24 protein-coding genes are annotated in these 26,548 nt (G+C 72.6%); 20 read left to right on the forward strand and 4 right to left on the reverse strand.

Features of this window, described 5'->3' with window-relative positions:
• Positions 1–19 precede the first annotated feature (19 nt).
• Both VFR90_RS00980 and bchF read right to left on the reverse strand, forming a co-directional pair.
• Positions 20–1,315, reverse strand: a complete 1,296-nt coding sequence (locus VFR90_RS00980; protein WP_326404040.1) for a ferredoxin:protochlorophyllide reductase (ATP-dependent) subunit N — start codon at positions 1,313–1,315, stop codon at positions 20–22.
• A gap of 14 nt (positions 1,316–1,329) precedes the next feature.
• Complete coding sequence (gene bchF, locus VFR90_RS00985) at positions 1,330–1,848, reverse strand: 2-vinyl bacteriochlorophyllide hydratase (protein ID WP_326404041.1); 519 nt, start codon at positions 1,846–1,848, stop codon at positions 1,330–1,332.
• A 220-nt stretch (positions 1,849–2,068) separates the two neighbouring features.
• Between bchF and VFR90_RS00990 the strand changes: the two genes are divergently transcribed.
• The 5 genes from VFR90_RS00990 (at position 2,069) to VFR90_RS01010 (ending at position 7,860) form a co-directional block, all read left to right on the forward strand.
• Positions 2,069–3,064: a cobalamin B12-binding domain-containing protein gene (locus VFR90_RS00990; RefSeq protein ID WP_326404042.1), complete on the forward strand. Its 996-nt coding sequence runs from the start codon at positions 2,069–2,071 to the stop codon at positions 3,062–3,064.
• Positions 3,065–3,143: 79 nt separating this feature from the next.
• Entirely contained in the window at positions 3,144–4,601 is a 1,458-nt protein-coding gene (ppsR, locus tag VFR90_RS00995; RefSeq protein ID WP_326404043.1) for a transcriptional regulator PpsR, read from the forward strand.
• 106 nt (positions 4,602–4,707) lie between these two features.
• A complete protein-coding gene (locus VFR90_RS01000) occupies positions 4,708–5,373 on the forward strand; it encodes a spheroidene monooxygenase (RefSeq protein ID WP_326404044.1) in 666 nt (221 codons plus the stop codon).
• Positions 5,374–5,380: 7 nt separating this feature from the next.
• Positions 5,381–6,970: a 1-hydroxycarotenoid 3,4-desaturase CrtD gene (crtD, locus tag VFR90_RS01005; RefSeq protein ID WP_326404046.1), complete on the forward strand. Its 1,590-nt coding sequence runs from the start codon at positions 5,381–5,383 to the stop codon at positions 6,968–6,970.
• A gap of 5 nt (positions 6,971–6,975) precedes the next feature.
• A complete protein-coding gene (locus VFR90_RS01010) occupies positions 6,976–7,860 on the forward strand; it encodes a carotenoid 1,2-hydratase family protein (RefSeq protein ID WP_524538607.1) in 885 nt (294 codons plus the stop codon).
• On the opposite strand, the gene VFR90_RS01015 is transcribed toward VFR90_RS01010, so the two are convergent.
• A complete protein-coding gene (locus VFR90_RS01015; protein ID WP_326404048.1) occupies positions 7,861–8,055 on the reverse strand; it encodes a hypothetical protein in 195 nt (64 codons plus the stop codon).
• 6 nt (positions 8,056–8,061) lie between these two features.
• On the reverse strand, positions 8,062–9,624 hold the full coding sequence (locus VFR90_RS01020; protein ID WP_326404049.1) for a phytoene desaturase: 1,563 nt from the start codon (positions 9,622–9,624) through the stop codon (positions 8,062–8,064).
• Positions 9,625–9,722: 98 nt separating this feature from the next.
• Here VFR90_RS01020 and chlG point away from each other — a divergent pair, with 98 nt between their 5' ends.
• From chlG to bchZ, 15 genes are all read left to right on the forward strand, one after another.
• Positions 9,723–10,619, forward strand: a complete 897-nt coding sequence (gene chlG / locus VFR90_RS01025) for a chlorophyll synthase ChlG (RefSeq protein ID WP_326404050.1) — start codon at positions 9,723–9,725, stop codon at positions 10,617–10,619.
• Positions 10,616–11,968, forward strand: coding sequence for a BCD family MFS transporter (locus VFR90_RS01030; protein ID WP_326404051.1), 1,353 nt, complete (start codon positions 10,616–10,618; stop codon positions 11,966–11,968). Before chlG ends, VFR90_RS01030 begins: the two co-directional genes overlap by 4 nt.
• Before the next feature lie 29 nt (positions 11,969–11,997).
• Entirely contained in the window at positions 11,998–13,212 is a 1,215-nt protein-coding gene (locus tag VFR90_RS01035; protein WP_326404052.1) for a geranylgeranyl diphosphate reductase, read from the forward strand.
• A gap of 105 nt (positions 13,213–13,317) precedes the next feature.
• Positions 13,318–13,839 (forward strand): TspO/MBR family protein, encoded by a 522-nt coding sequence (locus VFR90_RS01040; protein ID WP_326404053.1) that lies wholly within the window; start codon positions 13,318–13,320, stop codon positions 13,837–13,839.
• 14 nt (positions 13,840–13,853) lie between these two features.
• Entirely contained in the window at positions 13,854–14,159 is a 306-nt protein-coding gene (locus VFR90_RS01045) for a hypothetical protein (protein WP_326404055.1), read from the forward strand.
• A 13-nt stretch (positions 14,160–14,172) separates the two neighbouring features.
• Positions 14,173–15,201: a magnesium chelatase ATPase subunit I gene (gene bchI, locus VFR90_RS01050; RefSeq protein ID WP_326404056.1), complete on the forward strand. Its 1,029-nt coding sequence runs from the start codon at positions 14,173–14,175 to the stop codon at positions 15,199–15,201.
• A gap of 5 nt (positions 15,202–15,206) precedes the next feature.
• Complete coding sequence (locus tag VFR90_RS01055; protein ID WP_326404057.1) at positions 15,207–17,000, forward strand: magnesium chelatase subunit D; 1,794 nt, start codon at positions 15,207–15,209, stop codon at positions 16,998–17,000.
• A gap of 83 nt (positions 17,001–17,083) precedes the next feature.
• A complete protein-coding gene (gene bchO / locus VFR90_RS01060; RefSeq protein ID WP_326404058.1) occupies positions 17,084–17,977 on the forward strand; it encodes an alpha/beta fold hydrolase BchO in 894 nt (297 codons plus the stop codon).
• The gene (locus VFR90_RS01065; protein WP_326404060.1) at positions 17,974–19,047 is read left to right on the forward strand and encodes a phytoene/squalene synthase family protein; all 1,074 of its coding nucleotides are present in this window, start codon (positions 17,974–17,976) and stop codon (positions 19,045–19,047) included. The genes bchO and VFR90_RS01065 overlap by 4 nt, the downstream gene beginning before the upstream one ends.
• Before the next feature lie 89 nt (positions 19,048–19,136).
• Positions 19,137–20,030 carry a polyprenyl synthetase family protein gene (locus VFR90_RS01070; RefSeq protein ID WP_326404061.1) on the forward strand — a complete coding sequence of 298 codons (894 nt, stop codon included), beginning with the start codon at positions 19,137–19,139 and terminating at the stop codon, positions 20,028–20,030.
• Positions 20,027–21,295, forward strand: coding sequence for a methyltransferase (locus VFR90_RS01075; protein WP_326404062.1), 1,269 nt, complete (start codon positions 20,027–20,029; stop codon positions 21,293–21,295). The genes VFR90_RS01070 and VFR90_RS01075 overlap by 4 nt, the downstream gene beginning before the upstream one ends.
• Before the next feature lie 142 nt (positions 21,296–21,437).
• Positions 21,438–22,391 (forward strand): chlorophyll synthesis pathway protein BchC, encoded by a 954-nt coding sequence (gene bchC / locus VFR90_RS01080; RefSeq protein ID WP_326404064.1) that lies wholly within the window; start codon positions 21,438–21,440, stop codon positions 22,389–22,391.
• Complete coding sequence (locus VFR90_RS01085; protein ID WP_326404065.1) at positions 22,388–23,416, forward strand: chlorophyllide a reductase iron protein subunit X; 1,029 nt, start codon at positions 22,388–22,390, stop codon at positions 23,414–23,416. The genes bchC and VFR90_RS01085 overlap by 4 nt, the downstream gene beginning before the upstream one ends.
• A gap of 9 nt (positions 23,417–23,425) precedes the next feature.
• Positions 23,426–24,964, forward strand: a complete 1,539-nt coding sequence (gene bchY, locus VFR90_RS01090; protein ID WP_326404066.1) for a chlorophyllide a reductase subunit Y — start codon at positions 23,426–23,428, stop codon at positions 24,962–24,964.
• Positions 24,964–26,451, forward strand: a complete 1,488-nt coding sequence (bchZ, locus tag VFR90_RS01095; protein WP_326404067.1) for a chlorophyllide a reductase subunit Z — start codon at positions 24,964–24,966, stop codon at positions 26,449–26,451. The genes bchY and bchZ overlap by 1 nt, the downstream gene beginning before the upstream one ends.
• Positions 26,452–26,548 lie beyond the last annotated feature (97 nt).

The raw sequence follows: 26,548 nt of genomic DNA on the forward strand, positions 1-26,548 counted from the left end.
CGCTCGTGTCCTCTTGCGTTCAGGCGACCAGCTTCAGCCGGCGCGCCAGGGGGCGCGTGAACAGCTCGGCCAGATCGCTCGCCTGCTCGTAGCCCTGGATCGGCGTGAAGACCAGCTCGATCGACCACTTCGTCGTCAGCCCCTCGGCTTCGAGCGGATTCGCGAGGCCGAGGCCGCAGACGACGATGTCCGGCCGTGCGGCGCGGCAGCGGTCGAGCTGGCGCTCGGCGTCCTGGCCTTCGCTCAGCTGCGTGCCCTCGGGCAGCCAGGCGAGCTCCTCGGCGAGGTGCTGTCGATGCAGGTAAGGGGTGCCGACTTCGATCAGTCTCACGCCGAGTTCGCGAGCGAGGAAGCGGGCGATCGGCAGCTCGAGCTGCGAATCGGGGAAGAAGAAGGCGCGCTTGCCGGCCAGTTGCTGCGCGTGGCGGCCGAGCGCGCGCTGCGCACGTTCGCGCGGCGCAGCAGTCACCGCGTCGAAGCGGGTGGCGCCGACATGCCAGGCCTCCGCGGCGGCACGCAGCCAGGCGGTCGTTCCCTCGACACCCAGCGGGAAGGGCGCCGCGATGCGCGTGGCCCCGCGGGCTTCGAGCGCGCGCGCGGTGTCGGCGAGAAAGGGCTGCGCCAGCAGGAAGCGCGTGCCGGCGCCGACCGGCGGCAGTTCTCCCGCGCGCCGCGGCGGGAAGAAGCGTACGGGCCCGATGCCGAGTTCGTCGAAGAGGCGTCGGAACTGGTCTTCAACCACGTCGGCCAGCGCGCCCACCACCAGCAGCGCGCGGTCCTCGTTCCTCGGCAGCGCCGGCACCAGCGAGGCGAGGCAGGCGTCCTCGCCTTGCGTGAAGGTCGTCTCGATGCCGCTGCCGGAGTAGTTGAGGATGCGCACGCCGTCGGCGCTGAAGCGCTGGGCGAGCCGCTCGGCCGCGCGCGAGAGATCGAGCTTGATCACCTCCGACGGGCAGGAACCCACCAGGAACAGCAGCCGGATCTCGGGCCGGCGTTCGAGCAGCCGGGTGACGACGCGATCGAGCTCGGCGTTCGCGTCCGCGAGGCCGGCGAGATCGCGCTCGTCGATGATCGCGGTCGCGAAGCGCGGCTCGGCAAAGATCATCACGCCCGCGGCCGATTGCACGAGATGCGCGCAGGTGCGCGAGCCCACCACGAGGAAGAAGGCGTCCTGGATCTTGCGATGCAGCCAGGTGATGCCGGTCAGGCCGCAGAACACCTCGCGCTGGCCGCGTTCCTTCAGGACGGGCGGCAGGGCGGTCGGCGCGTCGCGGCAGCCGCCCGCGGCGTGGATCGGGATGACGGGCGGCGACATCGTGGCCACTCCGTTCAACCGGCCGCCGCGGCCAGCGCGCCGCCTTGCAGCCGCGCCTGGCGCAGCTTCCACAGGAACTGGCCGGCGTTGATCAGGTAGGCCGCATAGGCAGCGAGCGCAAGCAGCATGCGCGTGCGAAGGTCGAAGGCGTCGGCCAGCAGCGCGAGCAGGTAGGCGGTGTGCAGCGCCAGCACCAGCATGCTGAACACGTCTTCCCAGAAGAAGGCCTCGGCGAACAGCCAGACGCCGAACACCGCCTTCTCCCAGACCGAGCCCGTGACCATGATCGTGTAGAGCACGAGCGTCTTGACGACGACCGACGCGGTCGCTGCCGCCTCGCCTTCGCCGCCGGCGAGCCAGCGCAGGATCAGCGCGAGGCTCACCAGGAACACGACGAACTGCAGCGGTGCGAGCACCGCCTGCACCGTGGTCCATGCGCTTGCGTCGCGTCGCCGGCGTTGCTCCGCCGTGTACAGCGGCGCCCCGCGAATGTTTTCGCTGTCGCTGTCCGCTTTCGTTGCACGACGCCCCATGACGGCGAATCTAGGCCGAGCCTCGGGGCGTGTCAATTGGAATTGACGTACATCAAACTTGACACTAGGCTCCTCGCAGAGTCGAGCCTTTGCGCGCGGGTTTGCAAGGGCTTGACGCACCTTTCATCACGCAACCAAAGTGGGAGCGCGAATGGGAAACCGTGCCGGCTTCGAAGCTCTCGGTCCTGAGTTCGCCCAGCGTGAAGCTGGCGGCCGGTGGGTGAGCGAGACCTCGTGGAAATGGCGGGGCCCCCGCCAAGAGCAGTACTTCGAGAGGAGGGGCCCGATGGCGAACAGGCCGCACGACGGTCGGCAGTCCGACACGAGCGCGGCGGAGCGCTACGCGCGGGAGTCATGGGACGGCGGGTCCAAGATCGGCGGCACAGGCGGCCTCGCCGCCGGGCCGGAGCGGGCGGCGAGGCTCGACACGCCGGCCACCTGGCTGCTGCAGGCGATCCAGACCGAGATCATTCCGCGCTTGATGCTGGCGCACCGCGAATCGCCGCTGCCTTCGCTCGCGGCGGGCGTCGCACGCCACGTCCCGGGACCGGACGACGTCGCGCTGCTCGCGAAGTTGGTGCTCGGGCGCGACCCGAACGAGGCCTCGGCGCATGTCGAACGGCTGCACGCCGAAGGCATGTCGCTCGAAATGATCTACCTCGACCTGCTCGCGCCCACCGCCTGCCGTCTGGGCGAGCTGTGGGAATCCGACGACTGCGACTTCTCCGAGGTGACGATCGGCCTGTGGCGCCTGCAGCAGGTGATGCACCAGCTGAGCCCGGAATTCCTCGACCGCCCGCAACATGCGACGGCCGAGCACCGCGTGCTGCTGGCGCCGGCGCCGGGCTCGCAGCACACCTTCGGCCTGCACATGGTCGCGGAATTCTTCCGGCGCGCCGGCTGGAAGGTGCTCGACCATGCCGAGTGCAACGACGAGCAACTGCGCCGCACCGTGGGCGGTGAGTGGTTCGACGTGATAGGGCTGTCGGTCGGCAGCGAAGTGCATATCGAAGGGTTGGCCGCGGTTATCCTCGACTTGCGTCGGCTCTCGGCGAATCCCGCGCTCGTCGTGATGGTCGGCGGGCCCCTGTTGGTCAAGCATCCGGAACTGCTCGCGCGCCTGGGTGCCGACGCCACGGCCCGCGACGCGCCGCACGCGGTAGCCCAGGCCCAAGACCTGCTCGCCAGCCGCGGGCAAGCTCAGGCGCGCGGATGACACGGGCGCCGACGGACCCTCCCGCGAATCCCTTCAAAGCAGTCGTCGAAGCTTCGCTCGCTTGATCCGGAAGACTTCGGTGAAACACTCAGAAGCGCCGCGGCACCTGCTGGCCGGCCTCGATGCCAAGGCCACCGCCTCCTTGCTCGCCGTCGCCTCCGACCTTGCCTTGGTGCTCGATGCGGACGGCGTGATCCGCGACGTTTCGGTCGGCGCCGAAGACCTGCAGGACGCGAGCTGCGCCGACTGGGTCGGCCGCCGCTGGAGCGAAACCGTCACCGTCGAGAGCCGCCCCAAGGTCGCTGCGCTGCTCGAGGAGGCCGGCGCCTCGAAGGCCGAGGCCGCGCGCAAGTGGCGCCACATCAACCACGCACAGGGCACCGGGCCCGACCTGCCGCTGTTGTATTCGGCGATCCGCGTCGGCGGCAACGGCCAGGTGGTGGCCTTCGGCCGCGACCTGCGCGCGAACTCGTCGCTGCAGATCCGGCTCGTCGAAGCGCAGCAGGCGATGGAGCGCGACTACCTGCGGCTGCGCCAGATGGAGACACGCTACCGGCACCTGTTCCAGCAGGTGCGCGAGGCGATCGTGATCGTCGCGGCCGAGACGCTGAAGATCGTCGAGCTGAACCCGGCCGCCGAGCAACTGCTCGGCAAGGAGGCGGGCACGCTGGTCGGCCGCTCGATCGCCGAAGGATTCGGCGTCGCGGCGCGTGATCGCGTTGCCGCGCTGCTCGGCGGCGTGCGCCTGTCGGGCAAGGCCGACCACGCGATGGACGCCGAGCTCGACAACGGCATGCCGGTGGAAGTCGCGGCCTCGCTGTTCCGCCAGTCCGAAGGCTCGATGCTGCTGGTGCGCCTCACGCCGCCCGCGGCCAAGACGCTGCGCGTGGTCGGCGGCCTCGCCGCGCCGCGCCAGGCGGCGCCGAACGAATCGGCGGCATCGCTGCTGCAGCTGGTCGAGCGCATGCCCGACGGCTTCGTGGTGACCGATCCACACGGCATGGTGCTGGCGGCGAACAGTTCGTTCATCGAGATGACGCAGCTCGCGACGCGCGACCTGGTCGTCGGCCAGCCGCTCGCGCGCTGGCTCGGGCGCTCCGAAGTCGATCTCGGCGTGCTGCTGTCCAACCTGAAGCAGCACGGTGCGCTGCGCTTGTTCGCGACGCGGGTGCGCGGGGCCTACGGCGTCGATGTCGACGTCGAGATCTCGGCCGCATCGGTCGCCGGCGGCGAGCACCCCTGCCTCGGCTTCACCGTGCGCGATGTCGGCCGCCGGCTGAACCCCGACGCGCTCAAGCGCCGCGAACTGCCGCGCTCGGCCTCGCAGCTGATCGAGCTGGTCGGCCGCGTGCCGCTGAAGGACATCGTCAGCGAAACCACCGACCTGATCGAGCAGATGTGCATCGAAGCCGCGCTCGAGCTGACGCAGGACAACCGCGCGTCGGCCTCCGAGATGCTCGGCCTTTCGCGCCAGAGCCTGTACGTGAAGTTGAGACGCTATGGGCTCGGCGACCTGGGCACCGAGGGCGGCAAGTAAAGCTTGCGCTGCGGTCGCGCCGGCGTTGACGCGCGCGGCGCCGGCCGGCGCTTCCGTCGCCCGCGCCGGCGCCGGCCATGACGCCGTCGCCCGGGAAACCGCGCTCGTGCTGTTGCTGCAGATGAAGCGCAGCGCCCGCCTGTGGGGTGCGCTGCGGCTCGTCGTCGGCCGCTTCGCGTTGCGGCGCGTGCCGGGCCTCGCGTTCTTCAAGGTCCTCGGCAGCGGCCACGAAGGCGGCTTCGGTCTGCGGCCCAGCGCCGACCGGCTCGGGCTCTTCGCCTTGTTCGCCGACGAGGCCGCCGCCGATCGCTTCGTCGCCGCAAGCCCGGTGATGCAGGCCTGGGCCGCGCATGCGCGCGAATGCGCCTGGCTCAAGCTCGCCTGCTGCTCGGCGCGCGGCGCCTGGGCCGGGCGGGCGCTCGTGGTGCGGGGCGAGCCGCCCGCCGACGGCCCGATCGCGGTGCTGACGCGTGCCTCGATCCGCCCGCGCAGCGCCTTCGCGTTCTGGCGGCTCTCGCCGGCCGCCGAGCACGCGCTGATCGACACCCCCGGCTGCCGGCTCGCCACCGGCCTCGGCGAAGCGCCGCTGCTGCGACAGGCGACCTTCAGCGTCTGGCGGGATGCCGCGAGCGTCGAGGCCTATGCGCGGCACGGCCCCCATCTCGCCGCCGCGCGTGCCGCCTACCAGCACGGCTGGTTCGCCGAATCGTTGTTCGCGCGCTTCGTCGTGCTCGATCAAGGCGGCCGGTGGAAAGGGCGCGACCTTGGCTGATGGCCCCGTGCAACGCGCATACCCGGCCGAGCGCCACGTGCTTGTGATCGGCGCGGGCATTGGCGGCCTCGCCGCCGCGCTGCGGCTTGCATCGCGCGGGGTGAAGGTCACGGTGGTCGAACGCGCCGCGGCGCCGGGCGGCAAGCTGCGGCAGGTCGGCCCCGGCATCGATGCGGGGCCGACGGTCTTCACGATGCGCTGGGTCTTCGACGAGCTGTTCGACGCGGCCGGCCTGCGCTTCGAAGATCGTGTCGGGCTGACGCCGCTCGGCGTGCTCGCGCGCCACGCCTGGCGCAGCGGCGCCCGGCTCGATCTGCATGCCGACCGCGCGTGCTCAGCGGCGGCGATCGAAGCCTTCGCCGGCGCCGACGAGGCAGGCCGCTTCCTCGGCTTTTGCGCGCAGGCCGAGCGCGTGCTGCGTGCGCTCGAAGGGCCGTACATCCGCGCCGGCCGGCCCAGCGTCGCAAGCCTCGGAGCCGGCCTGGGCCCGCGCGGGCTCGGCGCGCTCGCGAGCCTCGGGCCGCTGCGCAGCCTCTGGTCCTCGCTCGCGCGCCATTTCCGCGATCCGCGCCTGCAGCAGCTGTTCGGTCGCTACGCCACTTACTGCGGCTCGTCGCCGTTCGAGGCGCCGGCCACGCTGATGCTGATCGCGCAGGTCGAGATGGACGGCGTCTGGAGCGTCGCCGGCGGCATGCATGCGCTCGCGCTGGCGACGATGCGTGCGGCCGAGGAGCGCGGCGCGCGCTTCGTGTTCGGGCACGAGGCGACGCAGCTGGTCGTGCGCGACGGCCGCGCCGTCGGCGTGCGCGTTGCACCGGTCGGCGAGGGCGCCCGGGCTCGCACGATCGACGCTGATGCCGTCGTCTTCAACGGCGACACGGCCGCGCTCGCCGCCGGGCGGCTCGGCGCCGAGGCCGCGCGCGCGGTCCCGGCCGCGGCCCGCGCGCGCTCGCTGTCGGCGCTGACCTGGTGCCTGCAGGCGCGCACCGCCGGCTTCCCGCTCGCGCGCCATACCGTCTTCTTCGACGACGACTACGCCAGCGAATTCGACGACGTATTCCACCGTGGCCGGCTGCCGCGCCGCGGCACCGTCTACGTCTGCGCGCAGGACCGGCTCGGCGACGAAGCCCCCGAAGGTCCCGAGCGCCTGCTGATGCTCGTCAATGCCCCCGCGCTCGGCGACCGCGGCGCACCCACCGAGATGGAGATCGACGCATGCGAGAAGGACCGCCTGGCTTTCCTGTCGGACTGTGGTCTGCGGATCGAGCCCTCGATCTCGACGACGCGCACCGGCCCGATCCAGTTCGAAGCGTTGTTCCCGGCGACCGGCGGGGCGCTCTATGGCCGGCCCTCGCACGGGTCGATCAACGGTTGGATGTCGCCGTTCCGGAGGCCGGGCGCGACGAGCCGCCTGCCGGGCTTGATGCTCGCGGGCGGCAGCGTCCATCCGGGCGCGGGCGTGCCGATGGCGGCGCTGTCCGGCCGCTGGGCGGCCGAGGCGACGATGGCGCACCTTGCTTCGATGCGCCGGTCGCGCCCGGCGGCTACCTCTGGTGGTACGTCGACGCACTCAGCGACGACGGCCGTCACGGACTGAGCCTGATCGCCTTCGTCGGCAGCGTCTTCTCGCCGTACTACGCCGCCGCGCGCGAGCGCGATCCGCAGCGCGATCCCGAGCGGCACGTCGCGCTCAACGTCGCGCTCTACGGCCCGGCCGGCCGGCGCTGGGCAATGACCGAGCGCGGCCGGCGCGAACTGCAGCGCCAACGCCATGCGCTCGCGATCGGCCCGAGCAGCGCGCGCTGGAACGGCAGCGCGCTCGTCTTCGACATCGACGAAGTCGCGGTGCCGATCCCGCGCCGCTTGCGCGGCCAGGTGCGCGTGATGTTCGAAGCGCCCTGCGAGCACGTCACCGCGCTCGACGCCGGCGGTGCGCACCGCTGGGGGCCGATCGCGCCGTGCGCGCGCGTCGAGGTCGATCTCGCGAGTCCGGCGCAGCGCTGGTCGGGCCATGGCTACCTCGACTGCAACGAAGGCGACGAGCCGATCGACCGGCCCTTCCTCGCCTGGGACTGGTCACGCGCGGCGCTTCGAGACGGCGGCTGCGCGGTGCTGTATGACGTCCGGCACCGCTCGGCGCCGGGCAACGTCGAGCGCCGCGGTCGCGGGCGCAGCAGCGAGGTGCTGGCCTTGCGCTTCGATCGCCACGGCCGCGTCGAACCCTTCGCCGCCCCGCCGCGCCGGGAACTGCCGCGCAGCCTGTGGCGGCTCGCACGCAGCACGCGCTGCGACGACGACGGCAGCGGCTTCGAGCCGCGCGTGCTGCAGCGCCTGGAGGACGGCCCGTTCTACTCGCGCGAGCTCATCGCCTCGCGGCTGCTCGGCGAGGAGGTGCTCGCGGTGCACGAGAGCCTCGACGTGACCCGCCTCCTCGCGACCTCGACGCAATGGATGCTGCCGTGGCGCATGCCGCGGCGGGCCGGCTGATCAAGCGGTGCCGGCGGGCGGTTCGCCGTCGCGTTCCCCGTGCGCCGCCTGCGCTGCCTGTGCTTCGCGCGCCGCGTCCTCCTCGCGCGTGCGCCGCATGTCGCGCTTCAGCGTCACCGTCTGCCAGATGGCGAAGGCCACGAGCGCGACGACGGTCAGCCCCAGCTCGTAGACGATCGGGTTCGAGAAGTCCATCGCCGCTCAACCCTTCGATGCGAACGCCGACACCGGCGGCAGCACCGATTCGAGCGCCTTCGCCGACGACAGCACGCCCGGCACGCCCGCACCTGGATGCGTGCTCGCGCCGACCATGAACAGGCCGTCGATGTCCTCGCTGCGGTTGTGCGGGCGGAACCAGGCGCTTTGCAGCAAGTGCGGCTCGAGCCCGAAAGCGGCGCCCTTGAGCGACAGCAGGCGATCGCGGAAGTCGAGCGGCGTGGTCACCCGCGACGTCGCGAGGTTGTCGCCCAGGCCGGGCAGCACGCTGTCTTCCAGCACCCGCTCGATGGCCTGCCGATACGGCTCGGCCTGCGCGCGCCAGTCGGTGCCGCTGTCGAGGTGCGGCACCGGCGCGAGCACGTAGAAGGCGTCGCAGCCGGGCGGCGCCATCGACGCATCGGTCGCGGTCGGGCGGTGCAGGTAGAGGCTGAAGTCTTCGGCGAGCCGGTGCTTGCGGAAGATGTCGTCGAGCAGGCCTTCGTAGCGCGGCCCGAGCAGCATCAGGTGATGCGGCACGTCCGGGTACTGCCGGCGCGTGCCGAAGTACCAGACGAACAGGCTCATCGAATAGCGGCCGGCGTCGATGCGGCGGTCGCTCCAGTGCCGGCGATGCTCGGGCGCGATCAGGCGGCGGTAGGTCCAGGCGGTGTCGGCGTTGCTGACGACGATGTCGGCCGCCAAGCGCGTGCCGTCGGCGAGCGTCACGCCCGTGGCCCTCGAGCGGCCGCCCTGCGGCTCGCAATCGATGCGCGCGACTTCGGCGTTGCAGCGGATCGCGACGCCGCGCGATTCGAGCAGCCGCGCCATCGCCCGCACGATCGCGCCGGTGCCGCCCATCGCGTAGTGCACGCCCCAGCGGCGCTCCAGCGACGCGATCAGGCTGTAGACGCAGGTCACGCCGAACGGGTTGCCGCCGATCAGCAGCGACTGCAGCGTGAACACGGTGCGCAGCTTCGGGTCGCGGATGTGCGAGGCGACCATGCCGTGCAGGCTGCGCCAGGCGCGCATCCTCGTCATCGCGGGCACCGCGGCGAGCAGGTCGGCGAAGCTGTCGAAGGCCTTCGAACCGAGGTCCTCGAAGCCGAGCGCGTAGCAGCGTTCTGCCTCGGCGAGGAAGCGCTCGTAGCCTGCCACGTCGGCCGGGTTGAAGCGGGCGACTTCGGCGCGCATCGCCTGGGCGTCGCCGGTGTAGTCGAACCAGCTGCCGTCGGCGAAGCGGATCCGGTAGAACGGGCTGACGACGCGCAGCTCGACGTCGTCGGCGAAGCGCCGGCCGCACAGCGCCCACAGCTCGTCGAGCAGGAAGGGCGCGGTGATGATCGTCGGCCCGGCGTCGAAGGTGTAGCCGTCCTGCCGGTGCACGTAGGCTCGGCCGCCGGGGGCATCGAGCTTTTCCAGCACCGTGACGCGCCAGCCCAGCGCCGAGAGCCGGATCGCGGCGGCGAGCCCGCCGAAACCGCTGCCGATCACGACCGCATGCGGTCCGGCCGGCGCCGCGGGAGCGAAAGCCGCGCCGCGCGGCTCGGCGTTCAGGACCGCGGACAAGCGCGTGGCTCCATCAGGACTCCTCCGACAAGCTGGGACGACACGTTCAATGTAAACCCAAGTTGACGCTCGATGAAGCGAGTCACAGAATCGATCGCATGTCTCGCCTGGCTGTCCGCTTGTCCGCCGCAACCGAGTTGTTGAAACCGATCACGTGGTTTCCGCCGATGTGGGCTTTCGCCTGCGGCGTCGTCGCTTCGGGCTTGCCGGTGGCCGACCGCTGGCTCGCGGTGCTGACCGGCGTGCTGCTCGCCGGCCCGTTGGTGTGCGCATCGAGTCAGGCGGTCAACGACTGGTTCGACCGCCACGTCGATGCGATCAACGAGCCGCAGCGGCCGATCCCTTCCGGCCGCCTGCCGGGTCGCTGGGGCCTGGGCATCGCGATCGGCTGGACGCTGCTGTCCGCGGCGGTCGCTGCGACGCTGGGGCCCTGGGCCTTCGTCGCCGGGCTCGTCGGCCTCGCGCTCGCCTGGGCCTACAGCGCGCCGCCGCTGCGCCTCAAGCGCAATGGCTGGTGGGGCAACGCGGCCTGCGGGATTTCGTACGAAGGGCTGGCCTGGGCGACCGGCGCCGCGGTGGTCGCCGGCGGAAGCCTGGGCGACGTGCCCGGCGGCCGTTCGCTGCTGCTGGCGCTGCTCTACAGCGTCGGCACGCACGGGATCATGACGCTCAACGACTTCAAGGCCATCGAAGGCGACCGGCGCATGGGCATCGCCTCGCTGCCGGTGCAGCTGGGCGCAGTCAACGCGGCGCGTTCGGCCTGCGCCTTCATGCTCGTGCCGCAGTGCGTGGTGCTCGGCCTGCTGCTCGCCTGGGGCGCGCCCTGGCATGCGGCCGGCATCGGCGCCCTGATGGCCGGGCAGCTGGTGCTGATGCGGCGTTTCCTCGCGCAGCCGGTCGAGCGCGCGCTGTTCTACAGCGGCTTCGGCGTGCCGCTGTTCGTCGCCGGGATGATGGTCAGCGCCTTCGCGTTGCGCTCCCTCGCATCACCATGAACGCCGCCACGAACTTCGGCTGGCAGCAGGTCGCGCGGCTCGGGCTCGTGCAGGCGGCGCTCGGCGCGATCGTCGTGCTGACCACTTCGACGCTGAACCGGGTGATGGTCGTCGAGCTCGCGTTGCCGGCCCTGCTGCCGGGCCTGCTCGTCGCGCTGCACTACGCGGTGCAGCTGACCCGCCCGCGCATGGGCCACGGCAGCGACGAAGGCCGGCGCCGCACGCCGTGGATCGTCGGCGGCATGGCAGTGCTCGGCCTCGGCGGCGTGCTGGCCGCGGTCGCGGTCGTGGCGATGGCGACCGCGCGCGGCCCGGGCATCGCCCTCGCGGTGTTCGCCTTCGTGCTGATCGGCCTGGGCGTCAGCGCGACCGGCACCTCGCTGCTGGTGCTGCTGGCCAAGCGGGTCGTGCCCGAGCGGCGCGCCGGCGCAGCCACGCTGGTGTGGCTCATGATGATCTGCGGCTTCGCGGTCACCGCCGGCGTCGCCGGCAAGCTGCTCGACCCGTACTCGCCGGCGCGGCTGCTCGCGGTGATGGCCGGCGTCGCGATCGCGGCCTTCGCGCTCACGCTGCTGGCGCTGCGCGGGCTCGAAGGCGCGGCATCGAACGCGGCCGAGCCCGCGGCCGAAGCGCGCACGCGGATGCCGTTTCGCGCGGCGCTCGCGCAGGTGTGGGACGAGCCGGCCGCGCGCCGCTTCACCGTCTTCGTGTTCGTCTCGATGCTGGCCTACAGCGCGCAGGACCTGATCCTCGAGCCCTTCGCCGGCAGCGTTTTCGGCTACACGCCGGGGCAATCGACGTCGCTGGCCGGCGTGCAGCACGGTGGCGTGCTGCTTGGCATGTTGATGGCCGCATTCGCCGGGCGGCAGCTTCCCGGGCGTTGGCAAGCCCGCGACTTCGGCAGCCTGAAGGCGTGGACCGTCGGCGGCTGCCTCGCCTCGGCGCTCGCGCTGTTCGGGCTGGTGGCCGGTGGCGTGCGCGGCGGCGCATGGCCGCTGGCCGCGACCGTGTTCCTGCTCGGCGCCGCGAACGGCGCGTTCTCGATCGCGGCGATCGGCTCGATGATGCGGCTCGCCGGCGTCGGCCACGCACGGCGCGAGGGCGTGCGCATGGGCCTTTGGGGCGCGTCGCAGGCGATCGCCTTCGGCTTCGGCGGCCTCGCGGGCGCGGCGGCGAGCGATGTCGCGCGGCGTTTCATCGCCGACATCGGCAGCGCCTACGCCCTGGTGTTCTTCGTCGAGGCGCTGATGTTCCTCGCAGCCGCGGTGCTCGCATCACGCATCGAGGTGCCGCCGGCTGCGCGGCCCGTCCCCAGGCAAGACCTGTCGCTCGCGGGCGCGAACGGCTGATGACGATGGCATCGCAAGGAGATGGCGCGATGGATGACAAGCACCATGACGAGCTCTATGACGTGGTCGTCGTCGGCGGCGGTCCCGCCGGCGCCACCGCGGCCAACGACCTGGCCCGCCGCGGTCGCAAGGTCTGCCTGCTCGACCGCGCCGGCCGCATCAAGCCCTGCGGCGGCGCGATTCCGCCGCGGCTGATCCGCGACTTCGAGATCCCCGATGCGCTGCTCGTCGCCCGCGCGACCTCGGCGCGCATGGTCTCGCCGAGCGACAAGCGGGTGGACATCCCGATCGAAGGCGGCTTCGTCGGCATGGTCGACCGCGACCAGTTCGACGAATGGCTGCGCGCGCGAGCCGCCCAAGGCGGTGCCGAACGCCGCATCGGCAGCTTCGACCGGCTCGTGAGCGAGCCCGACGGCCACACGACCATCCACTTCACCGAACGCGACCGGCACGGCCACGGCGAGGGCCGGCGCGCGAGCTTGCGCGCCCGCGCCGTCATCGGCGCCGACGGCGCGCGCTCCGCGGTCGCGCGCCAGGCCGTCACGGGCGGCGAACCGAACGAGTGCGTGTTCGCGTACCACGAGATCGTGCGTGCGCCTGCGGTGAAGCCGGCCGGCTACGATGGCTCGCGCTGCGACGTGGTCTACCGCGGCAGCCTCTCGCCCGACTTCTACGGCTGGGTGTTCCCGCACGGCGACACGCTGTCGATCGGCACCGGCAGCGCCGACAAGGGCTTCTCCCTGCGCGGCGCGGTCGGCGCGCTGCGCGAGGCCAGCGGACTGCAGGGCACCGAGACCCTGCGCCGTGAAGGCGCGCCGCTGCCCATGAAGCCGCTCAAGCGCTGGGACGACGGCCGCAACGTGCTGCTCGCCGGCGACGCCGCCGGCGTGGTCGCGCCGGCTTCGGGTGAAGGCATCTACTACGCGATGGCCGGCGGTCGCATCGCCGCCGAGACGGTCGACGTGTTCCTGCAGACCGGCGACGCCCGCGTGCTCGCCACCGCGCGCAAGCGCTTCATGCGCCTGCACGGCAAGGTGTTCTGGGTGCTCGGCGTGATGCAGCGCTTCTGGTATTCGAGCGACCGCCGCCGCGAACGCTTCGTCTCGATCTGCCGCGACCGCGACGTCCAGCAGCTCACCTTCGAGGCCTACATGAACAAGGAGCTGGTGCGCAGGAAGCCGATGGCACACGTGCGCATCTTCTTCAAGGATCTGGCGCACTTGATGGGGGTGGTGCGGGCATGAGCCGCGCGAGAGGGGCCCCGCGCAGTGGGGATCGAAGCGAGCGAATGCACGCTCTTGCCGACGGAAGTGCGGGTCGGTGATGTGCTCTGTCGTGGAGGCGAGGGCATGAGTCTTGCGGCCGCGAGCCGCCGCAAGGCGATCGTCGGTGCGGCGCTGGCGGCGGTGGCCGTCGCGGTGCTGGGCGGGCTCGCGACCGACATCGGCCCCTGGTACCAAGCCCTGAAGAAGCCGAGCTGGCAGCCGCCGGACTGGCTGTTCGGCCCGGTATGGACGGTGATCTTCGCGCTCACCGCCCTCGCCGGCTTGAAGGCCGCGATCGCCGCGCCCGACGCCGCCGCGCGACGCACGATCGTCAAGGTCTTCGGCGCGAACGCGGCGCTCAACGTGCTGTGGAGCCTGCTGTTCTTCCGCCTGCACCGGCCCGACTGGGCACTGGCCGAAGTGGTGGTGCTGTGGCTGTCGATCGTCGTGCTGATCGTCGTGGTCGCCCGCCATTCGGCGCTCGGCGCCTGGCTGCTCGTGCCCTACCTCGGCTGGGTCGCGTTCGCGGCCTTCCTGAACTACACGATCGTCGCGCTGAACGGCCCGTTCGGCGCGCCGATGGTTGCCGGCGGCATCGCGCGCTGAAGCAGGCCCCCGCGATGGACGCCGCCCTCGCATCGTTGTCCGCCGCCGACTTCGTCGACGCGGTGATCGCGATCACGCTGCTCGAATGCGTGGCGCTGGCGCTGTGGTCGAGGCGGCGCGGCGGCGTCGATCTCGCGGCCCTGGCGCCGAGCCTCGTCTCGGGGCTGCTGTTGATGCTCGCCTTGCGCGCCGCCGTGGCGGGCGCCGCGGCGGCGTGGATCGCGCTGCCGGTGGCGCTGGCCGGCCTCGCGCATCTCTGGGACCTGCGCCGTCGTTGGCCGCGCGAGGCGCAGCGGGCCGCTGCGCAACCGATCCGCTGACAAGGAGTTCGCGATGGCCACACCGTTCCCGTTCTCGGCCATCGTCGGCCAGGAGGAGATGAAGCAGGCGATCCTGATCGCCGCGGTCGATCCGCAGGTCGGCGGCGTGCTCGTCTTCGGCGATCGCGGCACCGGCAAGTCGACCGCGGTGCGCGCGCTCGCCGGGCTGCTGCCGAAGATGCGCGCCGTCGCCGGCTGCCGCTACGGCTGCGATCCCGAAGCGAGCGCGCTGTGCGACGACTGCGCCAAGCTGGGCCGCAGCCTGCGCAGCACGCTGTTGCCAGTGCCCGTGGTGGACCTGCCGCTCGGGGCAACCGAAGACCGCGTCGTCGGCGCGCTCGATCTCGAACGCGCGCTCGCGCAAGGCGTCAAGGCCTTCGAGCCGGGACTGCTCGCGCGCGCGCACCGCGGCTTCCTCTACATCGACGAAGTCAACCTGCTCGAAGACCATCTGGTCGATCTGCTGATCGACGTGGCCGCGTCGGGCGAGAACGTCGTCGAGCGCGAGGGCCTGAGCGTGCGCCACCCTGCGCGCTTCGTGCTGGTGGGCAGCGGCAACCCGGAAGAAGGCGAGCTGCGCCCGCAGCTGCTCGATCGCTTCGGGCTTTCGGTCGAGGTGAAGACGCCGCAGGAGCTGGGCGCGCGCGTCGAGGTGGTGAAGCGTCGCGATGCCTTCGAGCGCGAGCCCGCCGCCTTCGTCGAACGCTGGCGCAAGGACGACGAGCGCCTGCGCCGGCGCCTCGTCAAGGCGCGCGCGGCGCTCGGCGCGGTCGACGTCGACGACGCCGCGCACGAGCAGGCGGCGCGGCTGTGCATCGCGCTCGGCACCGACGGCTTGCGCGGCGAGCTGACGCTGATCCGCGCGGCGCGCGCGCTCGCGGCGCTCAACGGCCGCGCGCGGGTCGGCGACGCCGAGCTGCGCGCGGTCGCGCCCTCGGCGCTGCGGCACCGGCTGCGCCGCGATCCGCTCGACGACAGCGGCTCGAGCCTGCGTGTCGAGCGCGCGATCGACGAGGTCTTCGGCGTGCTGCGCGCCGCGTGATCGCGATGCATGCGCCCGCCTGGCCGGACGCGCTCGACATCGCCGCGCTCGCGGCCGTCGATCCCGGCGGCCTGGGCGGCGTGCTGCTGCGCGCACGGCCGGGGCTGGTGCGCGATGCCTGGCTCGAAGGCTTCGAATCGCTGCTCGCCCGCGGCACGCCCGTGCGCCGCCTGCCTTCGCATGCCGACGCGAGCCGGCGCCTGGGCGGCCTCGATCTCGCGGCGACGCTCTCGAGCGGGCGCCCCGTCGCGCAACGCGGCGTCTACGCCGAAGCGCACGGCGGCTGGCTGTTCGTGCCGATGGCCGAACGGCTCGATGCCGCGGTCGGCGCCGAGCTGTGCCGTGCGCTCGACACCGGCGAAGTCGTCGTCGAGCGCGAGGGTGTGTCGCGCACCGACGCCGCGGGCTTCGGCGTCGTCGCGTTCGACGAGGGCGAGGCGGCCGACGACGCGCGCGCAGCCCCTGCGCTGCGCGATCGGCTGGCCTTCGAGCTCGACCTCGCGTCGCTCGGCTGGCGCGACACGCTGGCCGCGCTCGACACCCACGACCGCGACGCCGTGCAGGCCGCGCGGCAGCGCCTGCTTCGCGTGACGGCCGGCGACGACATCGTCGAAGCGCTCTGCGCCGCGGCGCTGGCGCTCGGTGTCGGTTCGCTGCGCGCGCCGGCGCAGGCGCTGCGTGCGGCGCGCGTGCTCGCGGCACTGAAGGGTCGCGACGAAGTGAGCGCCGAGGACGCGGCGCGTGCCGCGCAGCTGGTGCTCGCGTCGCGCGCGACGCGGCTGCCGAACGCGAACGACGAAGCGCAGACGCCGCCTCCTGCCCCGCCGGGCCATGACGCGTCCGGCGACTCGAACGACGTGCCCCGCGACGCCGAAGCCCGGCCGCTCGACGACGTGGTGCTCGAAGCCGCGCAGGCAGCGATCCCGGCCGATCTGCTCGCCGCGCTGCTTGCGCCGCGCGCGCCGCGCAGCCCGGCCGCGTCGGCCGGCGGCCGTGCCGGTGCGCTGCAGGCCTCGCGCCTGCGCGGCCGGCCGCTCGGCGCGCAGCGCGGCGAGGTGCGCGGCGGTGCGCGGCTCGCGCTGGTCGCGACGCTGCGCGCGGCCGCGCCGTGGCAGCCGCTGCGGCGCGCGTCGCAAGGCACGGCGGCGCGCGCGCCGCGCCGCGTCGAGATCCGCCGCGACGATCTTCACGTGCGCCGCTACGCGCAGCGCCGCTCGACGACGACGGTGTTCGTGGTCGACGCCTCCGGTTCGTCGGCGCTGCATCGCCTGGCCGAGGCCAAGGGCGCCGTCGAGCGGCTGCTCGCCGACTGCTACGTGCGCCGCGACAGCGTCGCGCTGATCGCTTTCCGCGGCGCGGGCGCGCAACTGCTGTTGCCGCCGACGCGCTCGCTCGTGCGCGCGAAGCGCGGCCTCGCGGGCCTGCCGGGCGGCGGCGGCACGCCGCTCGCGGCGGGGCTCGATGCGGCGTCGGCGCTCGTCGCTTCGGTGCGACGGCGCGGCGACACGCCGGTGCTGGTGCTGCTGACCGACGGCCGCGCGAACGTCGCGCGCGACGGCCGGCCGGGCCGCGAGCAGGCGCTGGCCGATGCGCTCGCATCGGCGCGACTGCTCGGCGCCATGGGCGTGGCAGGCTTGGTGATCGACACCGCGCCCTGCGTTCTCGGCGGGGGCGCATCACCGCCGACGGCGCGGCTCGCCGAGGCGCTGGGTGCGCGGCACCTCTCGCTGCCGCAGGCTGGCAGCGGTGCGATGTCGGCCGCGGCGCGCGCGGTGGCGCTCGAGGCGACGCGCCCGTGAATGCGCCGCTTGCCGTCGTCGCCGATGCAGCGCCGGCTTCCCCCGTCGCGCTGCGGACGCCGCCGCCATCCCCAGGCGACGCGATGAGCCGCGCCTCGACCGAGGATCTCGTCTGGGACGTCGACGGCCGCGGCTGGCCGCTCGCCGAGCACAGCCGCTTCGTCGAAGCGGCCGGCCTGCGCTGGCACCTGCAGCGGCTGGGCCCGGCGAACGCGCCGCGCGTGCTGCTGCTGCACGGCACCGGCGCGTCGACGCATTCGTGGCGCGAGGTCGCGCCGGCCCTCGCGCTGCGGCACGAGGTGCTCGCGATCGACCTGCCCGGCCACGCCTTCACCTCCGCCGGGCCGCCGGGCGCGCACACGCTGCCGGGCATGGCCGCCGCGATCGCCGCGCTGCTGCGCACGATCGACTTCGTGCCGGCGTCCATCGTCGGCCACTCGGCCGGCGCGGCCGTGGCGGTGCGCATGGCGCTCGACGGCCTCGCGGCGCCGCGCGCGATCGTGTCGTTCAACGGCGCGCTGCTGCCCTTCGGCGGGCTTGCCGGCCGGCTGTTCATGCCGGCCGCGCGGCTGCTCGCCTCGCAGCCGCTGGTGCCGAAGCTCTTCGCGGCGCACTCGCGCGACCGGCGTGTGGTGCAGCGACTCGTCGGCAGCACCGGCTCGCGCCTCGACGAGCAGGGCTTCGCGCTCTACGCGCGCCTGGTGCGCAGTCCGGCGCACGCGGCCGGCGCGCTGGCGATGATGGCCCGCTGGGACCTGCGCCCGCTCGAGCGCGACCTGCCCGGGCTCGCCGCCTGCCTGCACCTCGTGGCGGCCGAGCGTGATCGCACCGTGCCGCCGACGGTCGCGCAGCGCGTGCGCGCGCGGCTGCCGCAGGCCCGGCTCGTGCGCTGGAACGGGCTGGGCCACCTCGCACACGAAGAAGCCCCCGAGCGCGCCGCCGCGCTGATCGAAGCTGTATCGAAGGAGTCCGCATGACGGCCATGTCGTACGCCCAAGCCGCGCGATCCTGGGACGAACCCGCGACGCATGCCGCGGACCTCGCCGCCTGCCGCGACACCCTGCGCGGCGGCTCGCGCACCTTCCTTGCCGCATCGCACCTGCTGCCGGCCGCGGTGCGCGATCCGGCCTGCGCGCTGTATGCCTTCTGCCGGCTTGCCGACGACGCGGTGGATCGCATCGACCCGGCGGTCGCCGATCCCATCGCGGTGCTGCGGCATCGGCTCGCCGCCATCTACGCCGGCCAGCCGGCCGATGCAGCGGCCGACCGCGCGTTCGCGGTTGTCGTGCGCCGCCACGGCATCCCGCGAGGCTGGCCCGAGGCGCTGATCGAAGGCTTCGAGTGGGACCGCGCCGGTCGGCGCTATCGCAACGAGGCCGAGTTGCTCGACTACGCGATGCGCGTCGCCGGCACCGTGGGGGCGATGATGGCCGCCGTGATGGGCGCGACGCGCGGCGGGCGCAGCGCCGAGGCGGTCGCCCGCGCCTGCGAGCTGGGCTGCGCGATGCAGTTGTCGAACATCGCGCGCGATGTCGGCGAGGACGCGCGCATGGGCCGGCTCTACCTGCCGCTCGACTGGCTGGCCGAAGCCGGCATCGATGCCGAAGCCTGGCTCGCGCGGCCGGTGTTCACGCCGCGGCTCGCGCAGGTCATCGAACGCTTGCTGCAGCGTGCCGATGCGCTCTATGCGTGCGCGGCCGAAGGCGTGGCGCTGCTGCCGGTGGCGTGCCGGCCGGGCATCCACGCCGCGCGCGTGCTGTATGCCGAGATCGGCCAGCAGGTGCGGCGCAACGGGCTCGATGCGGTGAGCCGGCGCGCGGTCGTGCGCCCGGCGCGCAAGCTCGGCTGCCTCGGCGGGCTGCTCGCGCCGCGGCGGCGCGCTCGGCTCGGTGCAGGCGTCGCGCTGCCGGCCACCGCTGCGCTGCTCGAGATGCTGGCGCAGGCGCCGCGGCCGCCCGAAGCGCCCCGCCCCACCGTCCACCTGATCGATCTGTTCGAGCAGCTCGAACACCGCCGCATCGAACGCCGCTCACTGCAGTTGCGCTGAAGCCGCCGGATGTCATTCACGATTGACAACCCGTGGTGTGCTGCTAGATTGACCCAAGCGCTCGTCGAGCGCTGAGCCGGAGAAGACCTATGCAATCGCGCTCGAGCATCGAGAAGGCACTTGCCGCGGCGATGGCGGCGATCGACGAAGGGCGCGGCCCGCCGAAGCTCGCCGCGGCGCTTCGGCACGCGGTGTTTCCGGGCGGCGCCCGCATCCGGCCGCAGCTTTGTCTGGCAGTGGCCGATGCCTGCGGCGACGATGCGCCTGCGCTGTCGATGGCGGCCGCCGCGGCGGTGGAGCTGCTGCACTGCGCCTCGCTGGTCCACGACGACCTGCCTTGCTTCGACGACGCGCCCACGCGCCGCGGCCGCGCCTCGGTGCATCGCGCTTTCGGCGAGCGTCTGGCCGTGCTTGCGGGCGACGGGCTGATCGTGCTGGCCTTCCAGACGCTGGGACAGGGTGCCGCGGTCGCGCCGCAGCGGCTCGCGCCGTTGCTCGCGACCCTGGCGCGCGGGGTCGGCGCGCCCGACGGCATCACCGCCGGGCAGGCCTGGGAATGCGAGTCGCAGGTCGATCTGCGCGAGTACCAGCGCGCCAAGACCGGCGCGCTGTTCGCCGCGGCGACCATGGCCGGCGCGCAGGCTGCCGGGGCAGGCGCCGAAGCCTGGCGCGCGCTGGGCGAATGGCTCGGCGAGGCCTACCAGGTCGCCGACGACATCCGTGACGCCGGCGCCGATCCGCGCTGGATTGGCAAGCCGGTCGGCCGTGACCGCGCGCTGGGTCGCCCGAGCGTCGCGGTCGAGCAAGGCCTGAGCGGCGCGGTGCAGCACTTCGATCGGCTCGTGGCCGGCGCGGTCGCGGCGATCCCGCCCTGTCCGGGCGCAGGCGCCTTGCGCGCGCTGGTGCGCCACGAGTCCGAGCGACTGGTGCCGCTGGCGTGGTCGAGCGAGCTGCTGCCGAGCCTGGCCCGCGTGGCGGCTTGAGGCCCGAGCGCGCCGCGCGCCCGGCGCCGGTTCGCGCCGAGCCCGCCGGCGCCGCGCAGGCCGCGCCGCTCGAAGCGCCCGCACCGGCCCATCGGGCCGCCGACGGCGAACGCAGGACGGGCATGCGGCTGCCGCGCTGGTGGCACCGCCTCGAAGACCGCCTGCTCAGCTGGCGCGACGCCCGCATCGCCGACCCGACGTTCCGGCATCGCGCGGCCGGCGCCTGGTGGGGGCGCTGGATGGCGCGCCGGCGCGCTTCGCAGCTGTTCGATCTGGTCGCGGGCTTCGTCTATTCGCAGGTGCTGCTGGCCTGCGTGCGGCTGGAAGTGTTCGAGCGGCTCGCGCAAGGGCCGCAGCGCATCGAGGCGCTCGCGCCGCAGCTCGGACTGGCACCGGAGGCGACGCGCCGGCTGGTCGCCGCGGCGGTGTCGCTGAAGCTGCTGCGACGCCGGCGCGACGGCCGCATCGCCTTGGGTGCGCTGGGCGCGCCGATGGTCGGCAATCCGGCGGTCGCGGCGATGGTCGAGCACCACAGCGCGCTCTACGGCGACCTGCGCGATCCCGTGGCGCTCCTGCGCGGCGAGGCGGCCACCACACTGGCCAGCTACTGGCCCTATGCCACCGGCTCGCGAGGCGCCGGGGCGATGTCGGCGGAGCGCGTCGCGGCGTACTCCGCGCTGATGTCTGCCTCGCAGTCGATCGTCATCGACGAGGTGCTGGCGGCCTATGACTTCGGCGCCCACCGCGTACTGCTCGACGTCGGCGGCGGCGAGGGCCGCTTCATCGCAGCTGTGGGGCGCCAGGCGCCGGCCCTACGGCTGATGCTGTTCGACCTGCCGCCGGTCGTCGAGCGCGCTGCACGGCGTCCCGAGGCCCAGGCGCTGGGCGACCGGCTGCAGCTCGTGCCGGGCGACTTCTTCTCGGGCGCGCTGCCGCGCGGTGCCGACGTGATCTCGCTGGTGCGCGTGCTCTTCGATCACCCCGACGAACGCGTTGCCGCACTGCTGCGCGCGGTGCGCGCCGCGCTGCCGCCCGGCGGGCGCCTGCTGGTGGCGGAGCCGATGTCGGCCACGCCGGGCGCCGAGGCGATGGGCGACGCCTATTTCGGCTTCTACCTGCTCGCGATGGGCGAGGGCCGGCCGCGCTCGGCCGCGGAGATCGAGGGGCTGCTGCGCGCCGCCGGCTTCGGCGACGTGCGGCGCCTCAAGCCGCACCTGCCGTTGCATGCGCAGGTGCTGGTGGCCAGCGCGGTGGGGGCGCCGTGAGCGCGAACGCGGACTGATGTAAATATCCGTTGACACTGCGTTTAGTAAGCATAGGATGACATTCAGACATAGCGACGACCCTTGCCGCTGATGGATGCCGGCTCCGCCGGCCCCGGCGGGTCATCGATAACGAGGAGCCTCCATGCACGCGCAGGCGGTGGTGTTCGAGCAGCCAGGCCAACTCGCCTTGAGTCGACTCGACCTGACGGTGCCGTCCCCGGCCGACGTGGTGGTCGCCATCGACTACAGCGGCATCAGCACCGGTACCGAGCGTCTGCTGTGGAACGGGCAGATGCCGGTCTTCCCCGGCATGGGCTATCCGCTGGTGCCAGGCTACGAATCTGTGGGGTATGTGGTCGAGGCGGGCCCCGATGCCAAGCTCGCGATCGGCGAGCGCGTGTTCGTGCCGGGCGCGCGCTGCTTCGGCGACGTGCGCGGCCTGTTCGGCGGCGCGGCTTCGCAGCTGGTCGTGCCGGCCGCGCGGGTGGTGCCGATTGCAGAACGACTCGGCGCGAACGCGGTACTGCTGGCGCTCGCGGCCACGGCGTATCACGCGGTCGCCGGCGGCGGCAAGCTCGCGACGATCGAGCCGCCGGAGCTGATCGTCGGCCACGGGGTGCTGGGCCGCCTGCTGGCTCGCCTGACGGTGGCCGCTGGCCTGCCGGCGCCGACGGTCTGGGAGCTCGACGAGCGTCGCAGTGCCGGCGCGCACGGCTACACGGTGCTGCGCCCCGACGACGACCCCCGGCGCGACTACCGCACGGTCTACGACGTGAGCGGCGATTCCGCGTTGCTCGACCGGCTGATCCAGCGTGTCGCGCCCGGCGGGGAGATCGTGCTTGCCGGCTTCTACCAGCAGCGCCTCGGCTTCGACTTCGCGCCGGCCTTCATGAAGGAAGTGCGCCTGCGCGTCGCCGCCGAGTGGCAGCGCGCCGACATGACGGCGGTCACCACGCTGCTGGCCGACGGCCGCTTGTCGCTCGACGGCCTCATCACCCACACCGAAGCCGCCGAGCACGCAGACGGCGCCTACCGCTGCGCCTTCGGCGACGCGGCCTGTCTCAAGATGGTTCTCGACTGGAGGGCATGCGCATGAGCGTTTCGACGATCCCGGCATCGGCGCCGGTCCAGATCATTCGCAAGGACGCGATGCTTGCCGCGCTGCGCGCCGAAGCGGCGATCGAGCCCGAAGCGCCGGTGACCGGCGAGGCCACCAAGACCACGCAGATCATCGCGATCTACGGCAAGGGCGGCATCGGCAAGAGCTTCACGCTCGCGAACCTGAGCTACATGCTCGCGCAGCAGGGCAAGAAGGTGCTGCTCATCGGATGCGATCCGAAGAGCGACACCACTTCGCTGCTGTTCGGCGGCAAGGCCTGCCCGACCATCATCGAGACCAGCTCGAAGAAGAAGCTCGCCGGCGAGGCGGTGCAGATCGGCGACGTCTGCTTCAAGCGCGACGGCGTCTTCGCGATGGAGCTCGGCGGCCCGGAAGTGGGCCGCGGCTGTGGCGGGCGCGGGATCATCCACGGCTTCGAGACGCTCGAAAAGCTCGGCTTCCACGACTGGGGCTTCGACTACGTGCTGCTCGACTTCCTCGGCGACGTGGTCTGCGGCGGCTTCGGCCTGCCGATCGCGCGCGACATGTGCCAGAAGGTCATCGTCGTCGGCAGCAACGACCTGCAGTCGCTCTACGTCGCCAACAACGTCTGCTCCGCGGTCGAGTACTTCCGCAAGCTCGGCGGCAACGTGGGTGTCGCGGGCATGGTGATCAACAAGGACGACGGCACCGGCGAGGCGCAGGCCTTCGCCGCGAACGCCGGCATCCCGGTGCTGGCGGCGATTCCCGCGCACGAGGACATCCGCCGCAAGAGCGCCAGCTACGAAATCATCGGCCGGCCCGGCACCCAGTGGGCCTCGCTGTTCGAGGAGCTCGCGACCAACGTCGCCGAGGCGCCGCCGTTGCGGCCGAAGCCGCAGACGCAGGACGAGCTGCTCGGCCTGTTCTCGGCCGAGGTGACCGGACGCGACTTCAAGATGGAGCCGGCCTCGCTGTTCGACATGTGCGGCAAGACCGAGATCGTCAAGGAGACGCTCGAAGTGGTCTACGACGCCGCCTGAGCCGCAACCATGAGCGCCGTCACCATCATCCCGATCGTCGCGAGCCGCGCGCCAACGCCGGTCGAAGGCGCGGGCTGCCACGGCGGCCAGGCGCAGATGCTCGAGGCGGCCAGGGCTGCAGGCAAGAGCGACACGCTCGACGCCTATGCCCGCGACTACCCCAAGGGCCCGCACGACCAGCCGCAGAGCATGTGCCCCGCGTTCGGCTCGCTGCGCGTGGGCCTGCGCATGCGGCGCACGGCGACCATCCTCTCGGGCTCGGCGTGTTGCGTGTACGGGCTCACGTTCACCTCGCATTTCTACGGCGCCAAGCGCAGCGTCGGCTACGTGCCGTTCAACAGCGAGACGCTGGTCACCGGCAAGCTGTTCGAGGACATCCGCGACGCGGTCCATCAAGTCGCCGACCCGGCCAAGCTCGATGCGATCGTCGTCATCAACCTCTGCGTGCCGACCGCCAGCGGCGTGCCGCTTTCGATCCTGCCCAAGCAGATCGACGGCGTGCGCGTGATCGGCATCGACGTGCCCGGCTTCGGCGTGCCGACGCATGCGGAGGCGAAGGACGTGCTCGCCGCGGCGATGCTGAAGTACGCGCGCGGCGAAGTGCAGGCCGGGCCGGTCGCGGCGCCGAGGGCGGGGCGCTCGGCGAGGCCCACCGTCACGCTGCTCGGCGAGATGTTCCCGGCCGATCCGGTCGTGATCGGCTCGCTGCTCGAACCGATGGGCCTGGCCGCCGGGCCGGTGGTGCCGACACGCGAATGGCGCGAGCTGTATGCGGCGCTCGACGGCGCGGCGGTCGCGGCGATCCACCCGTTCTACACCGCGAGCCTGCGTGAATTCGAAGCTGCCGGCCGGCCGATCGTCGGCTCGGCGCCGGTCGGGCACGACGGCACCGAGGCCTGGCTGCAGGCGATCGGCACGACGCTGAACGTCGGCCAGGCCGAGATCGACACGGCGAAGAACCGCTTCCTGCCGGTCATCAAGGCCGTGCTCGCGAAGACGCCGATCCGCGGCCGCATCACGCTCAGCGGCTACGAAGGCTCGGAGCTGCTGGTGGGCCGGCTGCTCGTCGAGAGCGGTGCCGACCTGCGCTACGTCGGCAGCGCCTGCCCGCGCACCGCCTGGAACGATGCGGACCGGCAATGGCTCGAGGCGCATGGCGTGCAGGTGCAGTTCCGCGCGTCGCTCGAACAGGACCTCGCCGCGGTCGACGAATACCAGCCCGATCTCGCGATCGGCACCACGCCGGTCGTGCAGTTTGCGAAGCAGCGCGCTATCCCCGCGCTGTACTTCACCAACCTGATCTCGGCACGCCCGCTGATGGGCCCGGCCGGCGCCGGCTCGCTCGCTCAGGTGATCAACGCCGCGATCGGCAACAAGCATCGCTTCGACGCGATGAAGAGCTTCTTCGACGGTGCCGGCGACGGCCCGACCGCCGGCGTCTGGGAAAGCGCCAACGGCACGCCGAAGGACCGCCCCGACTTCAAGGCCGATCACCGTCGCCAGATGGTGAAGCTCGCCAAGAAGCGCAAGGCCGAGGAGATGGTCTAGTGGCACTCGTCCTCGACCACGATCGTGCCGGCGGCTACTGGGGCGCGGTGTACGTCTTCACCGCGATCAAAGGTCTGCAGGTGGTCATCGACGGCCCGGTCGGCTGCGAGAACCTGCCGGTCACCTCGGTGCTGCACTACACCGATGCGCTGCCGCCGCACGAGCTGCCGATCGTCGTCACTGGCCTCGCCGAGGAGCAGCTCGGCCGCGAAGGCACCGAAGGCTCGATGAAGCGCGCGCATGCCACGCTCGACCCGGACTTGCCGGCGGTCGTGGTGACGGGCTCGATCGCCGAGATGATCGGCGGCGGCGTCACGCCCGAAGGCACGGGCATCCTGCGCTTCCTGCCGCGCACGATCGACGAGGACCAGTGGCAGTGCGCGAACCGCGCGATGTTCTGGCTGTGGAGCGAGTACGGCCTGCGCAAGGTGCCGCAGCGCGTGCCGTTCGACCAGCGCCCCGCCGGCGAGAAGCCGCGCGTCAACCTGATCGGCCCGAGCTACGGCACCTTCAACTCGCCGAGCGACCTTGCCGAGATCCGCCGGCTGGTGCAGGGCATCGGCGCCGAAGTGAACATGGTGTTCCCGCTCGGCAGCCATCTGGCCGACGTGTCGCGGCTGGTCGAGGCCGACGTGAACATCTGCCTGTACCGCGAGTTCGGCCGGATGCTGTGCGAAGCCCTGGAGCGGCCCTACCTGCAAGCACCGATAGGCCTGCACAGCACCACCGCCTTCCTGCGCAAGCTCGGCGAGCTGCTGCACCTCGACCCCGAGCCCTTCATCGAGCGCGAGAAGCACACGACGATCAAGCCGGTGTGGGATTTGTGGCGCTCGGTCACGCAGGACTTCTTCGGCACCGCGAGCTTCGCGGTGGTGGCCAACGAGACCTACACGCGCGGCCTGCGCCACTTCCTCGAAGACGAGCTCGGCCTGCCGTGCAACTTCGCCATCGCGCGCAAGCCTGGCGAGAAGACCGACAACGAAGCCGTGCGCGAGCTGGTGAAGACCAAACCGCCGCTGGTGCTGTACGGCTCCTACAACGAGCGCATGTACCTCGCCGAGGCGGGCGGTGCCTCGCCGATGAAGCCGAGCTTCATCCCCGCGTCGTTCCCGCTGCCGATCATCCGGCGCGCGACCGGCACGCCGTTCATGGGCTATGCCGGTGCGACCTACGTGCTGCAGGAGTTCTGCAACGCGCTGTTCGACGCGCTGTTCCACGTGCTGCCGCTGGGCACCGACCTCGACCGCGTCGAGGCGACGCTCGCACGGCCGGCCGACGCCGTTCACGACGAGACGCGCTGGCACGCGGATGCGCAGGCCCGGCTGGCCGAGCTGGTCGCGCTCGACCCGGTGCTGGTGCAAATCTCGTCGGCCAAGCGCTTGCGTGACCGCGCCGAGCGCGACGCGCGCCGGGCCGGTGAAGACGAAGTGGGCGCCGCGCACGTCGAGCGTGCGCACGCGGCGCTCAAGCTTGGGGAGCCCGCGTGAGCCGGCTCGCCGTCCGATCGATGCCGTGCGCTGCGCGCGGCATGCCCCGACGCGGCAGCGAAAGCTGCCGTTGCCCCCGCCGCGCGGGCGATGCGCG

The sequence above is a fragment of the Methylibium sp. genome, assembly GCF_035762065.1.
Classification (GTDB): domain Bacteria; phylum Pseudomonadota; class Gammaproteobacteria; order Burkholderiales; family Burkholderiaceae_C; genus Methylibium.

Bases quoted from the DNA above. Each gene is read 5' to 3' on its own strand.
- chlG (WP_326404050.1), top strand. From the start codon at position 9,723: ATGTCTCGCCTGGCTGTCCGCTTGTCCGCCGCAACCGAGTTGTTGAAA.
- VFR90_RS01040 (WP_326404053.1), top strand. From the start codon at position 13,318: ATGAGTCTTGCGGCCGCGAGCCGCCGCAAGGCGATCGTCGGTGCGGCG.
- bchO (WP_326404058.1), top strand. From the start codon at position 17,084: ATGAGCCGCGCCTCGACCGAGGATCTCGTCTGGGACGTCGACGGCCGC.
- VFR90_RS01030 (WP_326404051.1), top strand. From the start codon at position 10,616: ATGAACGCCGCCACGAACTTCGGCTGGCAGCAGGTCGCGCGGCTCGGG.
- bchC (WP_326404064.1), top strand. From the start codon at position 21,438: ATGCACGCGCAGGCGGTGGTGTTCGAGCAGCCAGGCCAACTCGCCTTG.
- VFR90_RS01035 (WP_326404052.1), top strand. From the start codon at position 11,998: ATGGATGACAAGCACCATGACGAGCTCTATGACGTGGTCGTCGTCGGC.
- bchF (WP_326404041.1), bottom strand. From the start codon at position 1,848: ATGGGGCGTCGTGCAACGAAAGCGGACAGCGACAGCGAAAACATTCGC.
- bchI (WP_326404056.1), top strand. From the start codon at position 14,173: ATGGCCACACCGTTCCCGTTCTCGGCCATCGTCGGCCAGGAGGAGATG.
- VFR90_RS01085 (WP_326404065.1), top strand. From the start codon at position 22,388: ATGAGCGTTTCGACGATCCCGGCATCGGCGCCGGTCCAGATCATTCGC.
- bchY (WP_326404066.1), top strand. From the start codon at position 23,426: ATGAGCGCCGTCACCATCATCCCGATCGTCGCGAGCCGCGCGCCAACG.
- VFR90_RS01015 (WP_326404048.1), bottom strand. From the start codon at position 8,055: ATGGACTTCTCGAACCCGATCGTCTACGAGCTGGGGCTGACCGTCGTC.
- VFR90_RS01055 (WP_326404057.1), top strand. From the start codon at position 15,207: ATGCATGCGCCCGCCTGGCCGGACGCGCTCGACATCGCCGCGCTCGCG.
- VFR90_RS01070 (WP_326404061.1), top strand. From the start codon at position 19,137: ATGCAATCGCGCTCGAGCATCGAGAAGGCACTTGCCGCGGCGATGGCG.
- VFR90_RS00980 (WP_326404040.1), bottom strand. From the start codon at position 1,315: ATGTCGCCGCCCGTCATCCCGATCCACGCCGCGGGCGGCTGCCGCGAC.
- VFR90_RS01045 (WP_326404055.1), top strand. From the start codon at position 13,854: ATGGACGCCGCCCTCGCATCGTTGTCCGCCGCCGACTTCGTCGACGCG.
- VFR90_RS01065 (WP_326404060.1), top strand. From the start codon at position 17,974: ATGACGGCCATGTCGTACGCCCAAGCCGCGCGATCCTGGGACGAACCC.